Annotated in this window: 18 protein-coding genes; 7 read left to right on the top strand and 11 right to left on the bottom strand. The window is 48.2% G+C overall.

What is annotated here, in order from left to right; genetic code table 11:
• Nucleotides 1–112: 112 nt before the first annotated feature.
• The 3 genes from ABDK09_14715 to ABDK09_14725 form a co-directional block, all read right to left on the bottom strand.
• The gene (locus ABDK09_14715) at nt 113–1,693 is read right to left on the bottom strand and encodes a penicillin-binding transpeptidase domain-containing protein (GenBank protein XAW90749.1); all 1,581 of its coding nucleotides are present in this window, start codon (nt 1,691–1,693) and stop codon (nt 113–115) included.
• Nucleotides 1,662–2,486 carry a transglycosylase domain-containing protein gene (locus ABDK09_14720; protein XAW90609.1) on the bottom strand — a complete coding sequence of 275 codons (825 nt, stop codon included), beginning with the start codon at nt 2,484–2,486 and terminating at the stop codon, nt 1,662–1,664. The genes ABDK09_14715 and ABDK09_14720 overlap by 32 nt, the downstream gene beginning before the upstream one ends.
• A 435-nt stretch (nt 2,487–2,921) precedes the next feature.
• A complete protein-coding gene (locus ABDK09_14725) occupies nt 2,922–3,443 on the bottom strand; it encodes an Rrf2 family transcriptional regulator (GenBank protein XAW90610.1) in 522 nt (173 codons plus the stop codon).
• Nucleotides 3,444–3,605: 162 nt separating this feature from the next.
• Between ABDK09_14725 and ABDK09_14730 the strand changes: the two genes are divergently transcribed.
• Both ABDK09_14730 and ABDK09_14735 read left to right on the top strand, forming a co-directional pair.
• Nucleotides 3,606–4,595 (top strand): FAD-dependent oxidoreductase, encoded by a 990-nt coding sequence (locus ABDK09_14730; protein ID XAW90611.1) that lies wholly within the window; start codon nt 3,606–3,608, stop codon nt 4,593–4,595.
• 28 nt (nt 4,596–4,623) lie between these two features.
• On the top strand, nt 4,624–4,809 hold the full coding sequence (locus ABDK09_14735; GenBank protein ID XAW90612.1) for a hypothetical protein: 186 nt from the start codon (nt 4,624–4,626) through the stop codon (nt 4,807–4,809).
• Between the two features lie 99 nt (nt 4,810–4,908).
• On the opposite strand, the gene ABDK09_14740 is transcribed toward ABDK09_14735, so the two are convergent.
• Together ABDK09_14740 and ABDK09_14745 are read right to left on the bottom strand one after the other, a co-directional pair.
• Nucleotides 4,909–5,337 carry a hypothetical protein gene (locus ABDK09_14740; GenBank protein ID XAW90613.1) on the bottom strand — a complete coding sequence of 143 codons (429 nt, stop codon included), beginning with the start codon at nt 5,335–5,337 and terminating at the stop codon, nt 4,909–4,911.
• Nucleotides 5,309–6,289 (bottom strand): PLP-dependent aminotransferase family protein, encoded by a 981-nt coding sequence (locus tag ABDK09_14745; GenBank protein XAW90614.1) that lies wholly within the window; start codon nt 6,287–6,289, stop codon nt 5,309–5,311. Before ABDK09_14745 ends, ABDK09_14740 begins: the two co-directional genes overlap by 29 nt.
• Nucleotides 6,290–6,403: 114 nt before the next feature.
• Between ABDK09_14745 and ABDK09_14750 the strand changes: the two genes are divergently transcribed.
• The 3 genes from ABDK09_14750 (at nt 6,404) to ABDK09_14760 (ending at nt 10,351) form a co-directional block, all read left to right on the top strand.
• A complete protein-coding gene (locus ABDK09_14750; GenBank protein XAW90615.1) occupies nt 6,404–7,015 on the top strand; it encodes an NAD(P)H-dependent oxidoreductase in 612 nt (203 codons plus the stop codon).
• Between the two features lie 71 nt (nt 7,016–7,086).
• Nucleotides 7,087–8,154: a redoxin domain-containing protein gene (locus tag ABDK09_14755; GenBank protein ID XAW90616.1), complete on the top strand. Its 1,068-nt coding sequence runs from the start codon at nt 7,087–7,089 to the stop codon at nt 8,152–8,154.
• 103 nt (nt 8,155–8,257) lie between these two features.
• The gene (locus tag ABDK09_14760) at nt 8,258–10,351 is read left to right on the top strand and encodes a protein-disulfide reductase DsbD domain-containing protein (protein XAW90617.1); all 2,094 of its coding nucleotides are present in this window, start codon (nt 8,258–8,260) and stop codon (nt 10,349–10,351) included.
• 82 nt (nt 10,352–10,433) lie between these two features.
• Here the strand turns inward: ABDK09_14760 and ABDK09_14765 are convergent, their stop codons facing one another.
• Together ABDK09_14765 and ABDK09_14770 are read right to left on the bottom strand one after the other, a co-directional pair.
• The gene (locus ABDK09_14765) at nt 10,434–10,880 is read right to left on the bottom strand and encodes a PaaI family thioesterase (protein XAW90618.1); all 447 of its coding nucleotides are present in this window, start codon (nt 10,878–10,880) and stop codon (nt 10,434–10,436) included.
• 40 nt (nt 10,881–10,920) lie between these two features.
• Nucleotides 10,921–11,781, bottom strand: a complete 861-nt coding sequence (locus tag ABDK09_14770) for an alpha/beta fold hydrolase (protein XAW90619.1) — start codon at nt 11,779–11,781, stop codon at nt 10,921–10,923.
• Between the two features lie 79 nt (nt 11,782–11,860).
• On the opposite strand from ABDK09_14770, the gene ABDK09_14775 reads away from it, so the two are divergent.
• Together ABDK09_14775 and ABDK09_14780 are read left to right on the top strand one after the other, a co-directional pair.
• Nucleotides 11,861–12,217 carry a hypothetical protein gene (locus tag ABDK09_14775; GenBank protein XAW90620.1) on the top strand — a complete coding sequence of 119 codons (357 nt, stop codon included), beginning with the start codon at nt 11,861–11,863 and terminating at the stop codon, nt 12,215–12,217.
• Nucleotides 12,189–12,434: a hypothetical protein gene (locus tag ABDK09_14780; protein XAW90621.1), complete on the top strand. Its 246-nt coding sequence runs from the start codon at nt 12,189–12,191 to the stop codon at nt 12,432–12,434. Before ABDK09_14775 ends, ABDK09_14780 begins: the two co-directional genes overlap by 29 nt.
• A 57-nt stretch (nt 12,435–12,491) precedes the next feature.
• On the opposite strand, the gene ABDK09_14785 is transcribed toward ABDK09_14780, so the two are convergent.
• The 4 genes from ABDK09_14785 to ABDK09_14800 all read right to left on the bottom strand — a co-directional run bounded on the left by ABDK09_14785 (nt 12,492) and on the right by ABDK09_14800 (nt 16,134).
• On the bottom strand, nt 12,492–13,385 hold the full coding sequence (locus ABDK09_14785) for a GntR family transcriptional regulator (GenBank protein XAW90622.1): 894 nt from the start codon (nt 13,383–13,385) through the stop codon (nt 12,492–12,494).
• Nucleotides 13,386–13,498: 113 nt separating this feature from the next.
• On the bottom strand, nt 13,499–15,202 hold the full coding sequence (locus ABDK09_14790) for an aconitase family protein (GenBank protein ID XAW90750.1): 1,704 nt from the start codon (nt 15,200–15,202) through the stop codon (nt 13,499–13,501).
• Nucleotides 15,096–15,890: an aconitase family protein gene (locus ABDK09_14795; protein XAW90623.1), complete on the bottom strand. Its 795-nt coding sequence runs from the start codon at nt 15,888–15,890 to the stop codon at nt 15,096–15,098. Before ABDK09_14795 ends, ABDK09_14790 begins: the two co-directional genes overlap by 107 nt.
• Before the next feature lie 70 nt (nt 15,891–15,960).
• Nucleotides 15,961–16,134 (bottom strand): hypothetical protein, encoded by a 174-nt coding sequence (locus ABDK09_14800; GenBank protein XAW90624.1) that lies wholly within the window; start codon nt 16,132–16,134, stop codon nt 15,961–15,963.
• Nucleotides 16,135–16,150 lie beyond the last annotated feature (16 nt).

The following is a 16,150-nucleotide window of genomic DNA, read 5'->3' on the forward strand; positions in this document are numbered from 1 at the left end:
TGCTGTGAGGAGTTTAAGCAGGTATCAGCGGTTTGAACGATCTATTTTAGTGCTGTAAAAATGCGGGCGCCTAAGATCCTTAGAGCGCCCGATGTCTTTTGCTGGTTTGAAATTAATTAAACAAACTGCGCAGGAAGCCGCCGATTTGTCGGCCGGCTTCGTTGATGCCGTTCCCCAAATCGTTCAGGCCATCTTCGAGCGGGGTTAAACAGCCGTTGTCAGGCTGACTCGATACATTCCACACCGGCAGACTGATCTGACCCAGGCAGCTTTGTTGCAGAAAGCCGTCAGAATCTAAGCGATAGTCGGCAAACTCAATTTGCTCCGGTTGCGGTGTATCTAACGAGCGGTATCCGTTTCTTTGCATGAAGTCAGCGTAAATGCGCAGCGGGCCGCTGGCTCCGGTCAGGTTGACTGGTTGATTGTCGTCGCGGCCAACCCAAACCGTGACGACATGCTCGGCGTCGAGACCGGCATACCAGCTGTCACGGCCTTGATCTGAAGTGCCGGTTTTTCCTGCCAGGTGCGCTCGTGGAGACAGGGCGCTCTTCAGGTAGCGTGCCGTACCTTGGTCGACGACCTGTGTCATGGCGTATTCGGTCAGCCAGGCGGCGCGTTTATCCACGGCTTGTTCTCTGTCGGTTTGTTCACTATCGGTTTGTTCATTAGCCGACTTGTGGCGGTAAAGGACATCGCCGTCTTCATCCAGGACTGCACTCAGCGCATATAGCGTCTGCTTTTCACCCTGATTGGCTAAAGTCTGGTACATCTGGGTCACCTCAATCGGGGTCAGAGCCACAGCGCCCAGTAACATTGAAGGCAATTGCGGAATCTGCTCAGAATCGAGACCTAAAGCGCTCAGGGTTTGTGTGACCCGGCCTAAACCTAACACCATGCCTAAGTTCACCGTCGGTACGTTGTAAGAGTGGGCCAGAGCCTGATACAAGCTGACCTGACCGCGGTACTGGCGGTCATAATTGCGTGGTGACCACAACTCATCGTTTTCACCGCGCAGACTGATTGGCCGGTCAGACAGCGAAGTTGCCAGGGTATACACCTGTGGTTGGGACAAAGCGGTTAAGTAGACCGCCGGTTTGATCAGTGAACCAATTTGACGCTTGGCATGCAAGGCCCGGTTGAAACCGTGGTAAGTCGGATTGCGGCTGCCGATCATGGCACTGACCGCGCCGCTGTGTTTGTCCGCAATCACCATCGCGGTTTCCAGCGACTGACCGGTTTTCTTCTCCAGCTGTGGCATTACTTTATAAACGGATTCCTCAGCGTGACGCTGGATATCGGGATCGAAGGTCGTGAAAAGGCGCAGACCACGTCCGCTGTTGTAGTCGATCCCATTATCCTGCAGTGACTGTTTGACGTAATCAAAATAGGCTGGCTGCAGCGCATTTTCTTTGCCCTGGGCTCTCACAGAAAGCGGTTTTTTGATCGCTCGCTGATAATCATACGCTTCGAGCGCGCCGGTCTCGGCCATCATTTTCAATACCAGGTTACGCCGTGCTGTGGCACGTTCCGGGTAACGCCAGGGATTATAATAAGAAGGTCCTTTCACCATGCCGACCAACAGCGCCTGCTGATCAAGACGCAGTTCTGATAATGGCTGAGCGAAATAATGGCGCGCGGCGAGGGCAAAACCATGGATGGAGTCATTGCCGTTTCTGCCCCAGATAGACCTGATTCAGATAGGCATCGAGCAGCTGATCTTTGCTGTAGCGGTAATCCATGATCACCGCCAGATAGGCTTCTTTGATTTTACGGGTCAGACTACGTTCACGCGACAGAAACAGATTCTTGGCAAGTTGCTGGGTGAGGGTACTGCCGCCCTGCACATTATGCCCGGCGCTGATATTGGCGATAAACGCACGAGCAATTGCCAGTGGCGAAATACCTTCATGCTGATAGAAATCGCGATCCTCGGTTGCCAATAATGCGGTGACAAGCGTTTCCGGCATATCATCTTTCGCCATATAGAGGCGCTTTTCGGTATTGTCATCATCCAGCATACCGAGGCTTCTTGGCTCCAGTGACAGCAGGCCGAGCGGATGGCCGTTCGCTTTATCGGTAATCTTCGCTATTTGTTGACCGGAAAATTGAATGCTTGCCTGGATAGCCGGCTGCTCGCCGTCAGGAAACATAAACGGACGTCGGATTAACTCGATAGTGCGACCAGACACACTGTATTCGCCGCTCGAAACCGGCTGAGTGACCTTGCGATAATGGAGTTCGGCAAGTTCATTCAACAGCTTTTGCTGGCTTAGAAGACTGCCAGGACTGAGCAGCAGAGGACGCGCGTACACCACATTAGGTAACTGCCACATCTGCCCTTCAAATTTATCTTTAACCAGGTTATTGAACTTTATACCGAAGTAAACCGTGGCCAAAACCAACAGAATGCCCGCGGCGCAAACCAGTTGCGTGACACGGCGTAACCAGGGTGATTTGACCTGCGGGGATGGACTTTTATCAGACATGGGCAGTTAAATAGCTCGCTCAGAAATATCTGTCGCGAAGCCTAGCCGCTTGGTGGCAGCTTTGTGTCAATGATAGGTAAACAGTCTGGAGTTAAATGTCACTTTACACAATAAAATGTAGGGATAGTCAGGCTGAATGAGAGCTTGTTGGATTGTTTACGCTGGACGAGCGTGCAGTAAGCAGACGGCAGTATCCAATTAGGCCTATAACCGTAGTTTTTCTTTTTCGGATAAACGGTTTTGGTGTTGAAAAAGCCATAGTTTTACAGTCCTGGGTAATATAACCCAGGTTGCACCATTCTTGCTCTATGGCCAAGTCGGCCAAAGAGCTGTCCGGCTTTGAGGGACATTGTTCAGAGCTATTGTGGATACTAACTTGAGGTATTTTCTCTGCCTCCACCCTTTGGTAAGTCATCGGAACAAATGGGAAAGGCTTTAACAATCTTTCGCCTCTGTTCCTTTGTTAACCTGAAACCATTCTTTCACTTCCACTGCGTAGGTTGGGTGTGATTTTTTATACATTTGCTGTGACAACATCAAAATAGTTGTTGCCATCAGTTCCTGCTCCATGCGGCTCTGGGCTTGGCGCATTACCGCATGGATGCCACAGATACCTTCACAAGCCCAACTCGGGACTTCGGCATGAAAGATGTCCATACGCTGGCGAATTTCTTTACATTCGAAAATCGCTTTTTTGCCATCAATAGCCTGCGCGATATCTAACACACTGATTTCTTGAGGTCGCTTAGCAAGTTTATAGCCACCTTTACGACCTTCTGAACTTTCAACTAATCCGGCCTTTGAAAACTTAGTAAAAATTTTCCCTAAGTAATCGTACGGAACGCCCTGTAACTTGGCGGCATCGCGTACAGACATTTCGCGAGGTTCCCCGTCTTCATCGACCATGTTCACTAAACAATGAATGCCGTACTCAACGCCCGAACTGTAAAAAGCCATAGTTTTCCTCTACTAACTGCTTGTCGGGGAGTGATATCTGCCCGTAAGTGCCAAGCATAATCAAATTGAGTAGAAAAATAAACTGCGACAAATGTTGTCGCAGTTTATTTTTTGGCGTATGCTCCCCAAAATCTTGAGAGAACAACTAACGAGGAATCTCATATGAACAAACAAATCGTCATTATCGGCGCAGGTTTTGCGGGTATGTGGACAGCACTCAGTGCCGCGCGCTTGGCGAAAATGAACAATGCAGATGAGGTAGAGATTACCGTCATCGCCCCGGTTGCGGAGTTGCGTGTACGACCAAGGTTTTATGAGTCGAATGTCCGTACGCTGGTCTCACCGTTAATGCCTGTTTTTGAAACGATGGGGATTAAATTTATTGCCGGTAAGGTCACGAATATCGAGGCTGGTTCTCAGGTCGTTCATTATCTGGACGCGACGGAAATGCCGGTGACAAAACGCTTTGACCGCCTGGTACTGGCAGCGGGTTCTCATCTGCGTACCGACATGGTAAAGGGCATCAAAGAACATGCGTTTGACCTTGACCAAATTGAGTCTGCCTCGGTTCTTGAGCAGCATATTAAAGCCTTGGCCGAAAAACCTTCATCAGCCGCACGTAATACGGTGATTGTGTGTGGTGGTGGTTTTACCGGTATTGAAATGGCGACGGAACTGCCAGCCAGACTGCAAGCACAATTTGGCAGTCATGAGTCCGTGCGGGTGATTGTTGTTGAGCGCAATAGCCAGATTGGCTCTAGTTACAGCCAGGAGCTGCAGGATGTTATCAAACAGGCAAGTGATGACTTGAACATCGAATGGATGTTGAATACCCAAATCGAAGAGATCACTTCTGAGGGTATAGTGCTGGCGAGCGGCGAAGTCATTTATTCCGATACTGTCATCTGGACTGCCGGGGTTCAGGCGAATGGTTTGACTAACCTGTTTCCGCAACAGCAGGGGCCAAACGGCAGACTGAAAGTAGATTCGTCATTGCAACTGCTTAATCAGTCAAATGTCTTTGCTACCGGGGATGTTGCCTATGCGGCGACTGACAATAAAGGCAATCACGCACTGATGAGTTGTCAGCATGCGATCTTGATGGGCAAGTTTCTCTGGCTACAATGTTGCGGCCAGCCTGCTTGGGTGTGATTTTCTGCCTTATCAGCAAGAAAACTATGTGACTTGTCTGGACCTTGGCTCTTGGGGGGCGGTGTTTACCGAAGGCTGGGAGCAAAAAGTGAAATCGGTCAAAGCGGAAGCGAAACAAATCAAAATCTCGATTACTAACGAACTGATTTATCCGCCGAAAGCAGAGCTGGATCTTATCATGCAGCAAGCGGATCCTCTGGCACCCTGGGTATAATTGAGTCAACGAGGCAAAGTGTACACTTGGGTATATTAGACAGCTGGACAAACAGCCGGAGCCGGGGGACCGGCTCTGATTTCTACAACCCCAGCGATACTATAACAGCTGTTTTAATCGATGAGCGAGCTGTTGGCATTCGTCTTCGGTCTGGATATTGGTAAAGCTGACAATCAGCCCAGGAGAGATGGGTGCGGATGACCACTGCGACAGCGGTTGAGAGAATAAACCGGCTTTGAGTAATTTGCCGGAGATTTCCTTATCGTCACGATTGGAATCTCTCAGTTTCAAAATGATATGCATGCCGCCTGGCTGGGGATCGATTGAAATTTTATCGCCTAGCACATGGATCAAAGTTTGAGCTACGAAGTCTCTTCTCTTTTTATAAAGCTTTCGCATACGTTGGATATGGCGGGTGAAATGCCCTTCTTGAATGAAGTCGAGCACACAGCGCTGGGTGAGTACCGAGACGTTACCGGCATATAATTCGGAGCAGTTTTCAAACAGGCCAACGGAACTCTGCGGCACGACGATGTACGACGTTTCTCAAGCCGGGAAAGAGAACTTTACTGAAAGTGCCTGAGTAAATCACTCTGTCCTGAGTATCCAGGCTTTTCAGCGCAGGCAGAGGCAGTCCTGTATGGCGGTATTCGCCATCATAGTCGTCTTCAATAATCCAGGTTTCCTTATCGATTGCCCAGTCCAGCAGCATCTGTCTGCGCGGAAGCGAGAGGGAGACGCAGGTCGGGCTTTGATGGGCTGGTGTGACAACCAGAGCTTTTACATTGTCGTCGTCGGGAATGTTGACGCCTTCTTTGTCTACCGCGATAGGAACGGGGACAAGCCGTTCACTTTCTAAAATGGCTTTGGTGAGAGGATAGCCCGGATCTTCTATGCCGACAGATTGCCCTGTGTCTAACAGGACATGGGTAATCCATTTCAAGGAATTAACGTAGCCGGAAGTAATGAAAACTTGTCCCGGTTGGCAGTGAACGCCTCTGTACAGGCTAAGGTATTGGGCGATCGCGACTCTTAAGTCCGGCAAGCCGTAGACTGACGGGTAGGTGAGGTTATCAATGTGAGTATTTCTGGCATTTCTGGCTGCCATTCGTGCCCAGGTTTTAAAAGGGAAAGCATCCAGAGCCGGGATACCTAATTGAAAAGGCAGGATGTCGGTGGATTGAATATCTGAGCTAAACCCGGGTGGACGTACGCTGGCTTTGGCAGCGGATGTTTTAGGTTGCTCAAGCAAGCTTTTTGACACTCTGGTACCGGCCTGACCAAGGGGCTCGATAAAGCCTTCCGATTTTAATAGGGCGTAACCTTCTTCAACGCTGCCTCTTGAGAGGCCCATTTCTTTGGCAAGAGCGCGAGATGAAGGGATTCGCTCACCTGGCTTAAGCACGCCTTCCAGAATGGCTGAATGGATACGTTGGTATACCAATCTATATGCAAACTGTTTATCTGAACGTTTTTCCATTAACTGTCATGGCCTATAAAAATAACAAACTTATGGCTCTTATAGTAAGCCATGATCCTTTGTACCATCAATCTATTGTCACGACGACACTCCTCGCGGAGCCATGGAGAACACATGAACATACTGGTAATTAATAGCAGCCCAAGACAACGGGATTCATCGGCTTATAACCTTGCTAAGATGTTGATTAAAAATATATCTCAAGCTATTGCGGTGCAAGTCGTTGAAGAGGATGTGACTCAGATCCAGCAAGTTGATCTGGAATATGCAGCCACAATCACTGGTGCGGTATCTGGCGGAGATGAGTCGCGTGGAAGCTTGGCTCTGTCGAATCAATTTGTTTCCCAGGTTGAGCAGGCCGATTTGGTGATTATCGTTTCTCCTATACATAACTTTTCCTTACCCTCAGGTTTAAAAAGCTGGGTCGATCATGTCGTAAGAGCGGGGAAGACTTTCACTATCACCTCGCAAGGAAAACAAGGCTTACTCAACAATAAGCCGGTTTATATTCTGACCTCATCGGGAGGCCGGTTTTCCTCTGAGCATGCTCAACAGCCGGATTTCTTTACCCCCTATATGAAAGACATTCTTGCGGTTATAGGTTTAACCGATGTTCACTTTTTCCAAATTGAAAATACCCAGGCGGGGAAAGAATTTATTCATGATTCAATAAATAACATTGGAGATGAATTGGTTTTACATGTGAGTGACAAATTTCAGGATTAATATAAACATAAAGTAATATTACTTTAAATATTAGCCTATTTATTTTTAAATATAATCAAAGGAAGCTTATTGTGATAGCTCGATTACTTGCGATTTTAAAAGCAATTTGTGTGACATCAATTTGTAGTATTTTAATCATTAGCCATACTTATGCTGAAGAGATAGATTACTCCGCTGATGGTCAACGCAGAGCGAAAGCGGCCGGTGAAGCACTTATCGGTCAGGCGGCGCCAAGTTTTGAAATAACCACAATCGATGGGCAAAAGATAAATTTAGCCAATGTGTATGGTCATAAGCCTGTTTATATAAAGTTTTGGGCTACCTGGTGCATTCCTTGCCGGGAGCAAATGCCAGGCTTTGAAGCGATCTATACAGAATACCAAGATCAGATCCAAGTCATATCGGTCAATACCGGGATTAATGATAATCTCAAATCCGTGTCTGCATTTGTAAAAAGAGTGGGCCTGACCATGCCCACCACGATTGATGACGGAACTTTAGCTCGTGCATTTCATCTGAGAGTGACACCACAACATGTCGTGATTGATCGGGAGGGTAAGTTTGCCTACTTCGGACATGTTGATGATGCTGAACTTCATCAGCAACTGCAACGTGTCGTTGCCCAGCAGTCGGCACAAGGTGCCGTAAATAAAGCTGTTATCAGTGAAGAAAAGCCAGGGTATGGCGTAGGTGAACATGTGTCTGAGTTAGCTTTCTCTACCATCAGTCAGCGTGAAATGAATTTCAAGTTTAATCAAGCTGACAGTAAAACGGTTGGACTGGTATTTTTTGGTCCGTGGTGTGAATGGTATCTCGAGGAAACCGCACCAGAAACATCCCTGGCTTGCGGACGGGTAAGGGAGCTGCTGGAAAGTAAGGCCGATGCTAGCAGCATTGATTGTGTTACTATCTCAACCAATGTCTGGTCCTCAGTGCCTGAACTTGAAGAGTATAAAAAGAGCTATCAAACGACTCTGCCGATTGTATTTGATCAAAGTGGTGATATTTTTAAAAAATTTGGAGTGAATCAAATTCCAACCATAGTCCTTATCAACAAGAATGGCGAAATTTATTCACATTCATCCATTCAAGCTGATGACTTCTCTCAGGTAATGAAAAGTATATCTGCAATGAATTGATTGTTCGTTGACGTTGCAGTTTCTATTTAATTTTAAACAGCAACGAATTATTTTCTGCTGTTGAATTAATATTGTATTTAGCAATCACCTATTTAGAAATGAGATGTACATCATGGTATGCTTGAATTCATTTATACGTATAATGATATTGATTTTTAGTATTGTTGTATCTGGTAAAGCTGTCAGTAGTTTTGGTGATTTTAATGATCATAGATTAGATGTTTCTATTATTACTGAGACATCAACTCCGGCACCAGGACAAACTATCACACTGGCTTTGAAAATGACACCGGTTCAAGGGTGGCATGGATATTGGTCGAATCCGGGTGATGCAGGATTTCCTAATCAGTTTGACTGGTCATTACCTGAAGGTATCACCGCTAGTGAGTTTGAGTATCCAGCCCCGAGTCCGCTGATTATCAGTGGCATGATGAACTACATCTATCATGGTCAATATGTTTTGTTGGCACAACTGCATATACCTGAAAATATTACGTTAGGCACAGTACTTCCAGTTGTGCTTAAGGTGAGTTATTTAGTCTGTAATCCACAAAGTTGTTTACCTGAACAGCAGTCACTTGCTTTCGAGCTGACCGTTGGTGACGGAAAAGTGGAATCTGACATTGAAGAGAGACTAAATCATTGGCGCTCCCGTTTACCACGGCCTTTAAATGAAAAAGGCCATTTCTATACGGCAGATGATGATTTTGTACTGAATTTGCCGTTGCCAAGTTCTGTCGATGTAAATGAAGCTCACATTTACCCTGTCACTAACGGTTTAATCAGCAACGAGTCAATCCAGCAGATGTCTCATGTCGGTGATATGTTGACTATGAAAACGAAACGAAGTGCAGAAGTCGCAGAGTATGGTTTCCAAGGCGTATTAGTATTAAATAATGGCACAGCACTAAGTTTTAGCGCTGATCCTACTGAAAGCTCTAAACCTGTATCCGTAATCGGAGATGTATCTGCGGATAAAAACTGGCAACACAGTGACTTAGTGTTGAGTTTAGTTTCCTTTTTAGGGGCGCTGTTGGGCGGTGTATTACTCAATGTAATGCCATGTGTTTTTCCTATCCTGAGCTTAAAACTCATGAGTATTACTGGTCATGACTCAGAGAAATCGGCAAAGGTGGGGGCTGTTGCTTATGCTCTTGGGGCAACTCTGGTCTGCGTCGTGCTGGGGGCTGTGATATTAGGTTTAAGAGCTCTGGGGCATCAGGTTGGCTGGGCTTTTCAGTTGCAACAACCTATCGTCATTGCGTGCCTCATCATGCTAATGAGCGCAATCGGGTTTAATTTAGCTGGCTTATATGAGGTCGGTACATTAACGTCGGGTTCTAGACTGCAGAATAAGCAGGGGCCTGCCGGAGATTTCTGGACCGGTGTTCTTGCGGCATTTATCGCAACGCCCTGCACAGGTCCCTTTATGGCCACGGCGCTAGGCGCGGCTATGATTCTGCCGTTCGTGAGTGCACTAATGGTGTTCGCCGGACTGGGGATAGGGATGGCATTGCCATTCTTACTGATTAGTTTCATACCGAAACTGAGAAAGCGGTTACCAAAACCAGGACAGTGGATGATCACGGTAAGACGCGTCCTCGCTTTGCCTATGTTTGTCACCGTTCTGGGACTACTTTGGGTCCTGATGCGGCAATCCACCGATATGTTTGCCTTAAACGTAATAGCAGCAGCGATGTTTTCAACATTTGGTTTTTGGTGGACGGGGATAAGGCAGCAGTCCCAACACAAGAGAAAATGGTTGCCAGCCATCGTATTGACGCTGTTACCTTTACTATTGCTGTTTTATCTCGGAGAGAATGCGAAAGCCCCAGAGATGAATAATCAGCATAGCGCTGATGTCGTGGTATTTGATAAAGATAAACTGGCCGCACTGAGAACACAGCATGATGTATTTTTGTATTTAACGGCAGACTGGTGCCTGACATGTAAAGTGAACGAGAAAGCTGCGATTGAGCGGAACAGCGAAAAAGAGGCATTCAACAAGCATGCAGTTGTATCTATGGTTGGTGACTGGACGAATGGAGAAAGTCAGATCACTAAGTTTCTAAATGATAATGGGCGTTCAGGTGTGCCGCTTTATCTGTGGTATAAAAAGGGTACGACTAAACCCGAAGTACTGCCTCAGTTACTCACCCCTCAGCTGCTAATTCAAAAATCTGATTTAAGCGACTAAATCCAGAACAGCAGCATTCTCAATTTGTAATTTTCCATGTGATTAACCCGCATAGAGTGGGTTAATTACATGTTTTAAATCATTATCTTGCTTTGTTGATAATAAAACAGGTCGCTGAACCGAACCTCTGGCAAACAGTTTCCCTGCTTGATCCCGAATTGTGCCCTCTGCCACACCCAGAGAAACGCGAGATATGAGTGACTTTTGCTTGTGCTATAAGCGTTTCGTTTTGGGGTATCGGACGCAACATTTTTACTGCCAAGTCGATGGTGCCATAGCTAATACCAGCCTTGAGCATACTGTGCACCGCACAGCCGGTGACTGAATCGAGTACGGTAGCAGCGAAGCCGCCGTGCACGCCCCCCATAGGGTTGCAATGCTGTTCGGCGGCGCGGCATTCGATCACCACGTTACCTTCTTCTACCTTCAGTCCGGACATGCCCATAGTGGCAAAAATAGTCGGAGGAGGGATATCCCCGTTGATGATGGCATTAAGGTGTTCCTGACCAGTTAAATGAGAAATGTCCATAGTTGATTCCTTTCATTAATGCATGTTTATAAGAGTTTTCTTAAGCGGCTTTATCCACACCAGGCAAGGTTTTAAACCAGTCTAGGCTCTGTTGCCAGAGTGGTTGTGCATTGTGGCGAAAGTAACCCATGTGGCCAATTTTTCCGCCTAATGTTTGCGGGGACAGAGTGATTCTAGTAACGGATGTGCGATTGTAGTACTGGATAAAAGCATCTCTTGATGCCGGCATTGCCCATAGATCATCGGATGCATTGGCGGCTACGATCGGAGTTTGTACAGACTGGTAAAGTTTTTCGATACCAGCCATCGCCGGATCGTCAAAAAAGTAATGACGGAAGCGGCACCAGTAGCGCCATTGTTCGAAAGCCTGTTTAGGTAAATCTTCACCCATGCCAAGCATGTTCCAGGCGCAGTAGCCTTTCCACCACGTAAGCACCGGTAATACCAGATTCCACATCGTCAGTACTTTCACTTGTTCAGCCAGCGGCATATACCCGTGCCAGCCAGCACCTGTGCCAAATACATAAAATCCAGAGACTTTATGATGATTGGGAAGTAAACCGAATGCGTGTCCACCGTAGGAATGGCCAATCACGAACACCGGCACGTCATCTTGTGCCATCAAATCGATTGCTGCCGCTAGATCATGTTTGCCCCAATCGAGCAGGTCCATTTTGAATCCCTTCAGTGAATCGGGTTTAGATTGACCGATTCCGCGATAGTCAAAGGTCAAAGTTTCAAAGCCTTGTTGGCTGGCAAACTGAGCAAAGCAGCGATAAAAGCCCTGTGGTACACCGGTAGCTCCGGCGACCACCACTTTGCCGTTTAGCTTACCAATTGCGGGGTATCTTTGTCCGCTAAGCAGATAGTTATCTGCGGTGTGAAACGACGTCGATATCATGAGTCCCTCAAATTATAACGAGTGTCCTAATTGGGTTTGATGTTATATTATGACAATTGTTATAACAAGAGGTTAACAAATGGCAACAGATGCTCAGAAAGGACGACAACGGGTGATCGAAGCTGCTGCTACCATGCTCTCATTGCACGGTTTACGGGCGATCAGTATCCGGGAAGTGGTTAAATTTGCTCAGGCTCCCCTGGGTTCGACTTATCACAATTTCCCGCAGGGAAAATATCAAATTGTGACAGAAGCCATTCTTTGGGCAGGAGATCAGGCATCAACTCAACTAAAAAGTAGTCTGACCCTGGATAGAGACAATGGGCTGACGTTATTTGTGAGCCGATGGCGGGAGCGGCTCAGTCAAAGCGAGTTTCGTGCCGGTTGTCCCATTGTCGCTGCAGCGATTGAAGCGCCGCAAGAAACCAGAGGCTGAGTCAGTACAAGCGGCGGTCTCCCGGGTATTTGGCGACTGGCAGCAGCTGATCGCCGAGTATTTGCAAGCGAAAGGTCACACAGAAAGTGTGGCGCAGTCCAGAGCACTGGGAATTATCGCCAGTATCGAAGGAGCGATTGTTTTGTGCCGTGCACATCAAAACAGCGCACCGCTGGATGCGATTTTAGAATGTCTGCCCCAGTTAGTTGAGTGTTAAAAACTAAGCAATAGCGTTAGTTTAAACTGCGTTGCCTCGCTGCATTTCTATGTTGCTTTAGCGCAGCAGATGACTGATTTGAGCAACACTGCTGATCGTATGCTGTAAATGTTCACGTAATGCTTGCGAGGCCTCAAGCTGTTTATTTTGCTCGAGTAAATCCAGAATGTGCAGGTGCTGAATAGCATGATCGTGATAGCGTTGTCTGTCCTGCATCGAGCGATAGGACAGCAGGCGGCGAATACGGTGAATCCGGTTCAGGGTATCGATAAAAAACGGGTTGCCAGATGCTTCAATTAAAGCTTGGTGAAATTGAACACCGCGTTGATGAAGTTGTTCGATACTGAAATGATCCGTGCCATTTTCCAGGATAGCAAGTTCCACCTCCCGACACCGATTGAGAACATCTGGATTAAGTTGGTAACCGGGCTCAAGCAGGGCTGCCGGCTCAAGGGCTAAGCGCAGACGATAAGTCTGAATCAGGCTGTCTGGCGTGGTCAGCATGGTGGAAAATACCCAGCCGTAGCCTGGTTTTTTGCTGGCCCAGCCTTCCTCTGCAATCCTGCTCAGAACGTTTTGTAACTGCGCAGCTGTCAAAGCGTAGCGTTTTTTAATCTGTTGCTCGGAAAATTCATCGTCGAGAACACCAGCCAGGCGGTCTTCCGCTATCTGGAAATAGACCTTATCCAACAAATCTTGTTGTTGCAGGTTGTGCCTGGATAAAAACGCTTCAACAGGTTGTTCTATGGTTTGATTAACGAAGTAGCCTTTATTGGGCTGACGCACCACAATGCCTTTTTTCTCAAGCATCGCCAGGGCTTTCGTCACCGGGGTTCGGGACAAAGAGAGATGGTCACCGATCACCTGGGCCGAAAGATGGGCACCCGCAGACAACTGCTGGTCGCAGATATACTCAATAATTTGTGCGGGAACTGTATATTCGTCTGACATATGGATGCTGTTAAAGGGAGTGGCTGTTCAGCTGTCAAAGATACCCCAGTCGATGGCAAATCGCAATTGAGTTAATGACTGGGCTATCCGTTACAACTTATTGATTATATGAATTAACTTACCATTGAATCTGCGTGCTCATAACAGGCATATTGGCTCAGAATGTGGCGAAAAACTCCGCCCTGACGCAGCAGCTCAGCTTCCAGCCGGGTTTCGATTGCTGCGTTAACTCTAAATGTCATTCGCTCTTCATCTGATTTAGCTCTGCGCACTGCAACCGTTACCTTTGCCTGAGGCTGAATGTGTTGTGGCTCGGCACAAATTTCAATTTGATCGCCATGTTGCAGGTTTAAATCGGCTAATTGCGCAGGTGACAGCACTAAAGGCAGAATCCCCATACCAATCAAATTGGAACGGTGGATACGTTCGAAACTCAGTGCCAGCACTGCATGGACATTGAGCAGTTTTTGCCCTTTTGCCGCCCAGTCGCGGGACGAGCCCATACCATACCGCTCTCCGGCAATAATCACCGTAGGTTGGCTCTCGGCGCGATATCGGTTCGCCACCTGCCAGACTGGCGCCACCTCACCGCTTGGGATGTGCAGGGTATGACCGACCGGGAGATTAGCTGCGAGCTGGTTGACTAGGCTTTTATTATAAAATGCCGCGCGCATCATCACTTCCCAGTTGCCGCGGCGTGAGGAAAACACGTTCAAATCCGCGCGATCTTCGCCCCGTTGCACCAGAAAATCGGCGATATAGCTTTGTTGCGGAATCGCGCTGGCCGGGGAAATGTGATCGGTCGTCACATCATCACCCAGTATCATCAGCGGGTAAGCACTGTAAGAGCCAAGGCTGCTTGGTGCATCCCTATCCACAAATGGCGGACGACGAATCGTGGTTGACTTACTGTCCCAGGCAAACAGCGGCGAATCCGTCACACTGAGCTTATCCCAGCCAGGTTGCTGACTGGCTTTTTTAAATTCAGAGCTAAAATCGTTCGCATCCATTGCAAAATTAACGCTGTCCGAGATTTCTTGCCGGCTTGGCCAGATATCACGCAGAAATATCGCTTCTCCTTGCGCTGTAATGTGCAGAGGCTGCGACTCGAGATTGATGTGGGCATCGCCCGCGATGGCAAACGCGACCACCAGAGCCGGCGACATCAGATAGCCCAGCTCCAGATCCGGATGAATCCGGCCCGGAAAATTACGGTTGCCTGAAATCGCCGCCACCGGAGTGATTTCCCCTCTGGCCTGAGCTTGCTGAATTTTCTCCGGTAGTTGCCCGGAGTTGCCTATGCAGGTGCTGCAGCCATAGCCAACAATATCAAAGCCGAGCTGTGACAGTTCATCCAGCAGACCGGCCCGTTGCAGGTATTTGGCCGCGGCTGGTGAACCGGGTGCAAGCGAGGTTTTAACCCAATCGGGAATGGTCATGCCATAGTGATTGGCTTTACGGGCCAGCAATCCGGCTGCAATCAGCAGGGCAGGATGTGTGGTATTGGTACAACTGGTGATCGCCGCTATCGCGACAGGATAACTCGGTAACTCATCGCCGGCGGTATGTTTGATGCACTGCAAATTCAGTGAGGCCGGAATATGTTGATAGTCGAGTAAATCTTGCGGCCGTTTTGGTCCGGCGACCTGAGTGGAAATCTGGCGCAAATCGATAACAAGAGTGCGCGAATACTCAGGTGTCTGATCGGGCTCAAACCATAGGCCGTTGTTTTTGCAATAATGCTCGATCAGGCGGACTTGTTGCGGTGTACGGCCCGTTTCTGCGCAGGTAGTCCAGAGTCTGGCTGTCGACAGCAAAGTAGCCGGTGGTTGCGCCATACTCAGGTGCCATATTGGCAATGACGCAGCGGTCGTCGGCACTGAGCGATGACACGCCAGGTCCGAAAAACTCGACAAAATCTCCCGTCACGCCAAGATGACGTAAACGCTGCGTCACCACTAAGGCGAGGTCAGTCGCCTGCGCTGTACCGGTGAGCTCACCCACCAGTTTTACCCCGACAATGTCAGGAATGCGCAGCATGGTCGGAATACCAAACATTGCGCTTTGCGCTTCCAGTCCGCCGACGCCCCAGGCAAGCACTCCAATGCCATTGACCATAGGCGTGTGACTGTCTGTACCCAGCATCATATCCGGCGCCAGCCAATGTTCCTGACCGGATTGATAAGTGGTCACCACGCTCGCCAACTGTTCCAGGTTAATTGTGTGCATAATGCCGGTGCCCGGCGGATTAATACGCACATTGTTAAATGCTTTGCTTGCCCAGCGTAAAAAGCGATAGCGCTCTTCATTGCGTTGCATCTCTAAAGCGAGATTCTTAGGTGCCGCATTGGGCTCGGCGTAATATTCAACGGCCAGAGAGTGATCAACAGAAATATCGACTTGCAGAGAAGGATTAAGTTTGTTCGGGTCAATACCTTGCTCCGCCAGACAGTCACGCAGGGCCGCCATATCAACCAAAGCAGGAGTGCTGGTGGTATCGTGCATTAACACCCGTCCCGGATAGTAGGGAATTTCCTTATCGCTGCTCGCGGTCGGCAGCCAGTCAAATATGGTGTCAATCAGTGCAGAAACGCTCGTCGCCTGAGTGATTACGTACGGTATTTTCCAGCAGCAAACGCAGCACATAAGGGAAAGAACTGATCTGTTGACCGCACAAGGACGGCAAATCCACATATTTGTAGCTTTTGTTATCCCATGGGAAATCATTAATAACAGACGCTTTTGTCATTGGATGGACCTCCTTT

This window comes from Vibrio sp. CDRSL-10 TSBA, assembly GCA_039696685.1.
In the GTDB taxonomy this organism is placed as follows: Bacteria; Pseudomonadota; Gammaproteobacteria; order Enterobacterales; family Vibrionaceae; genus Vibrio.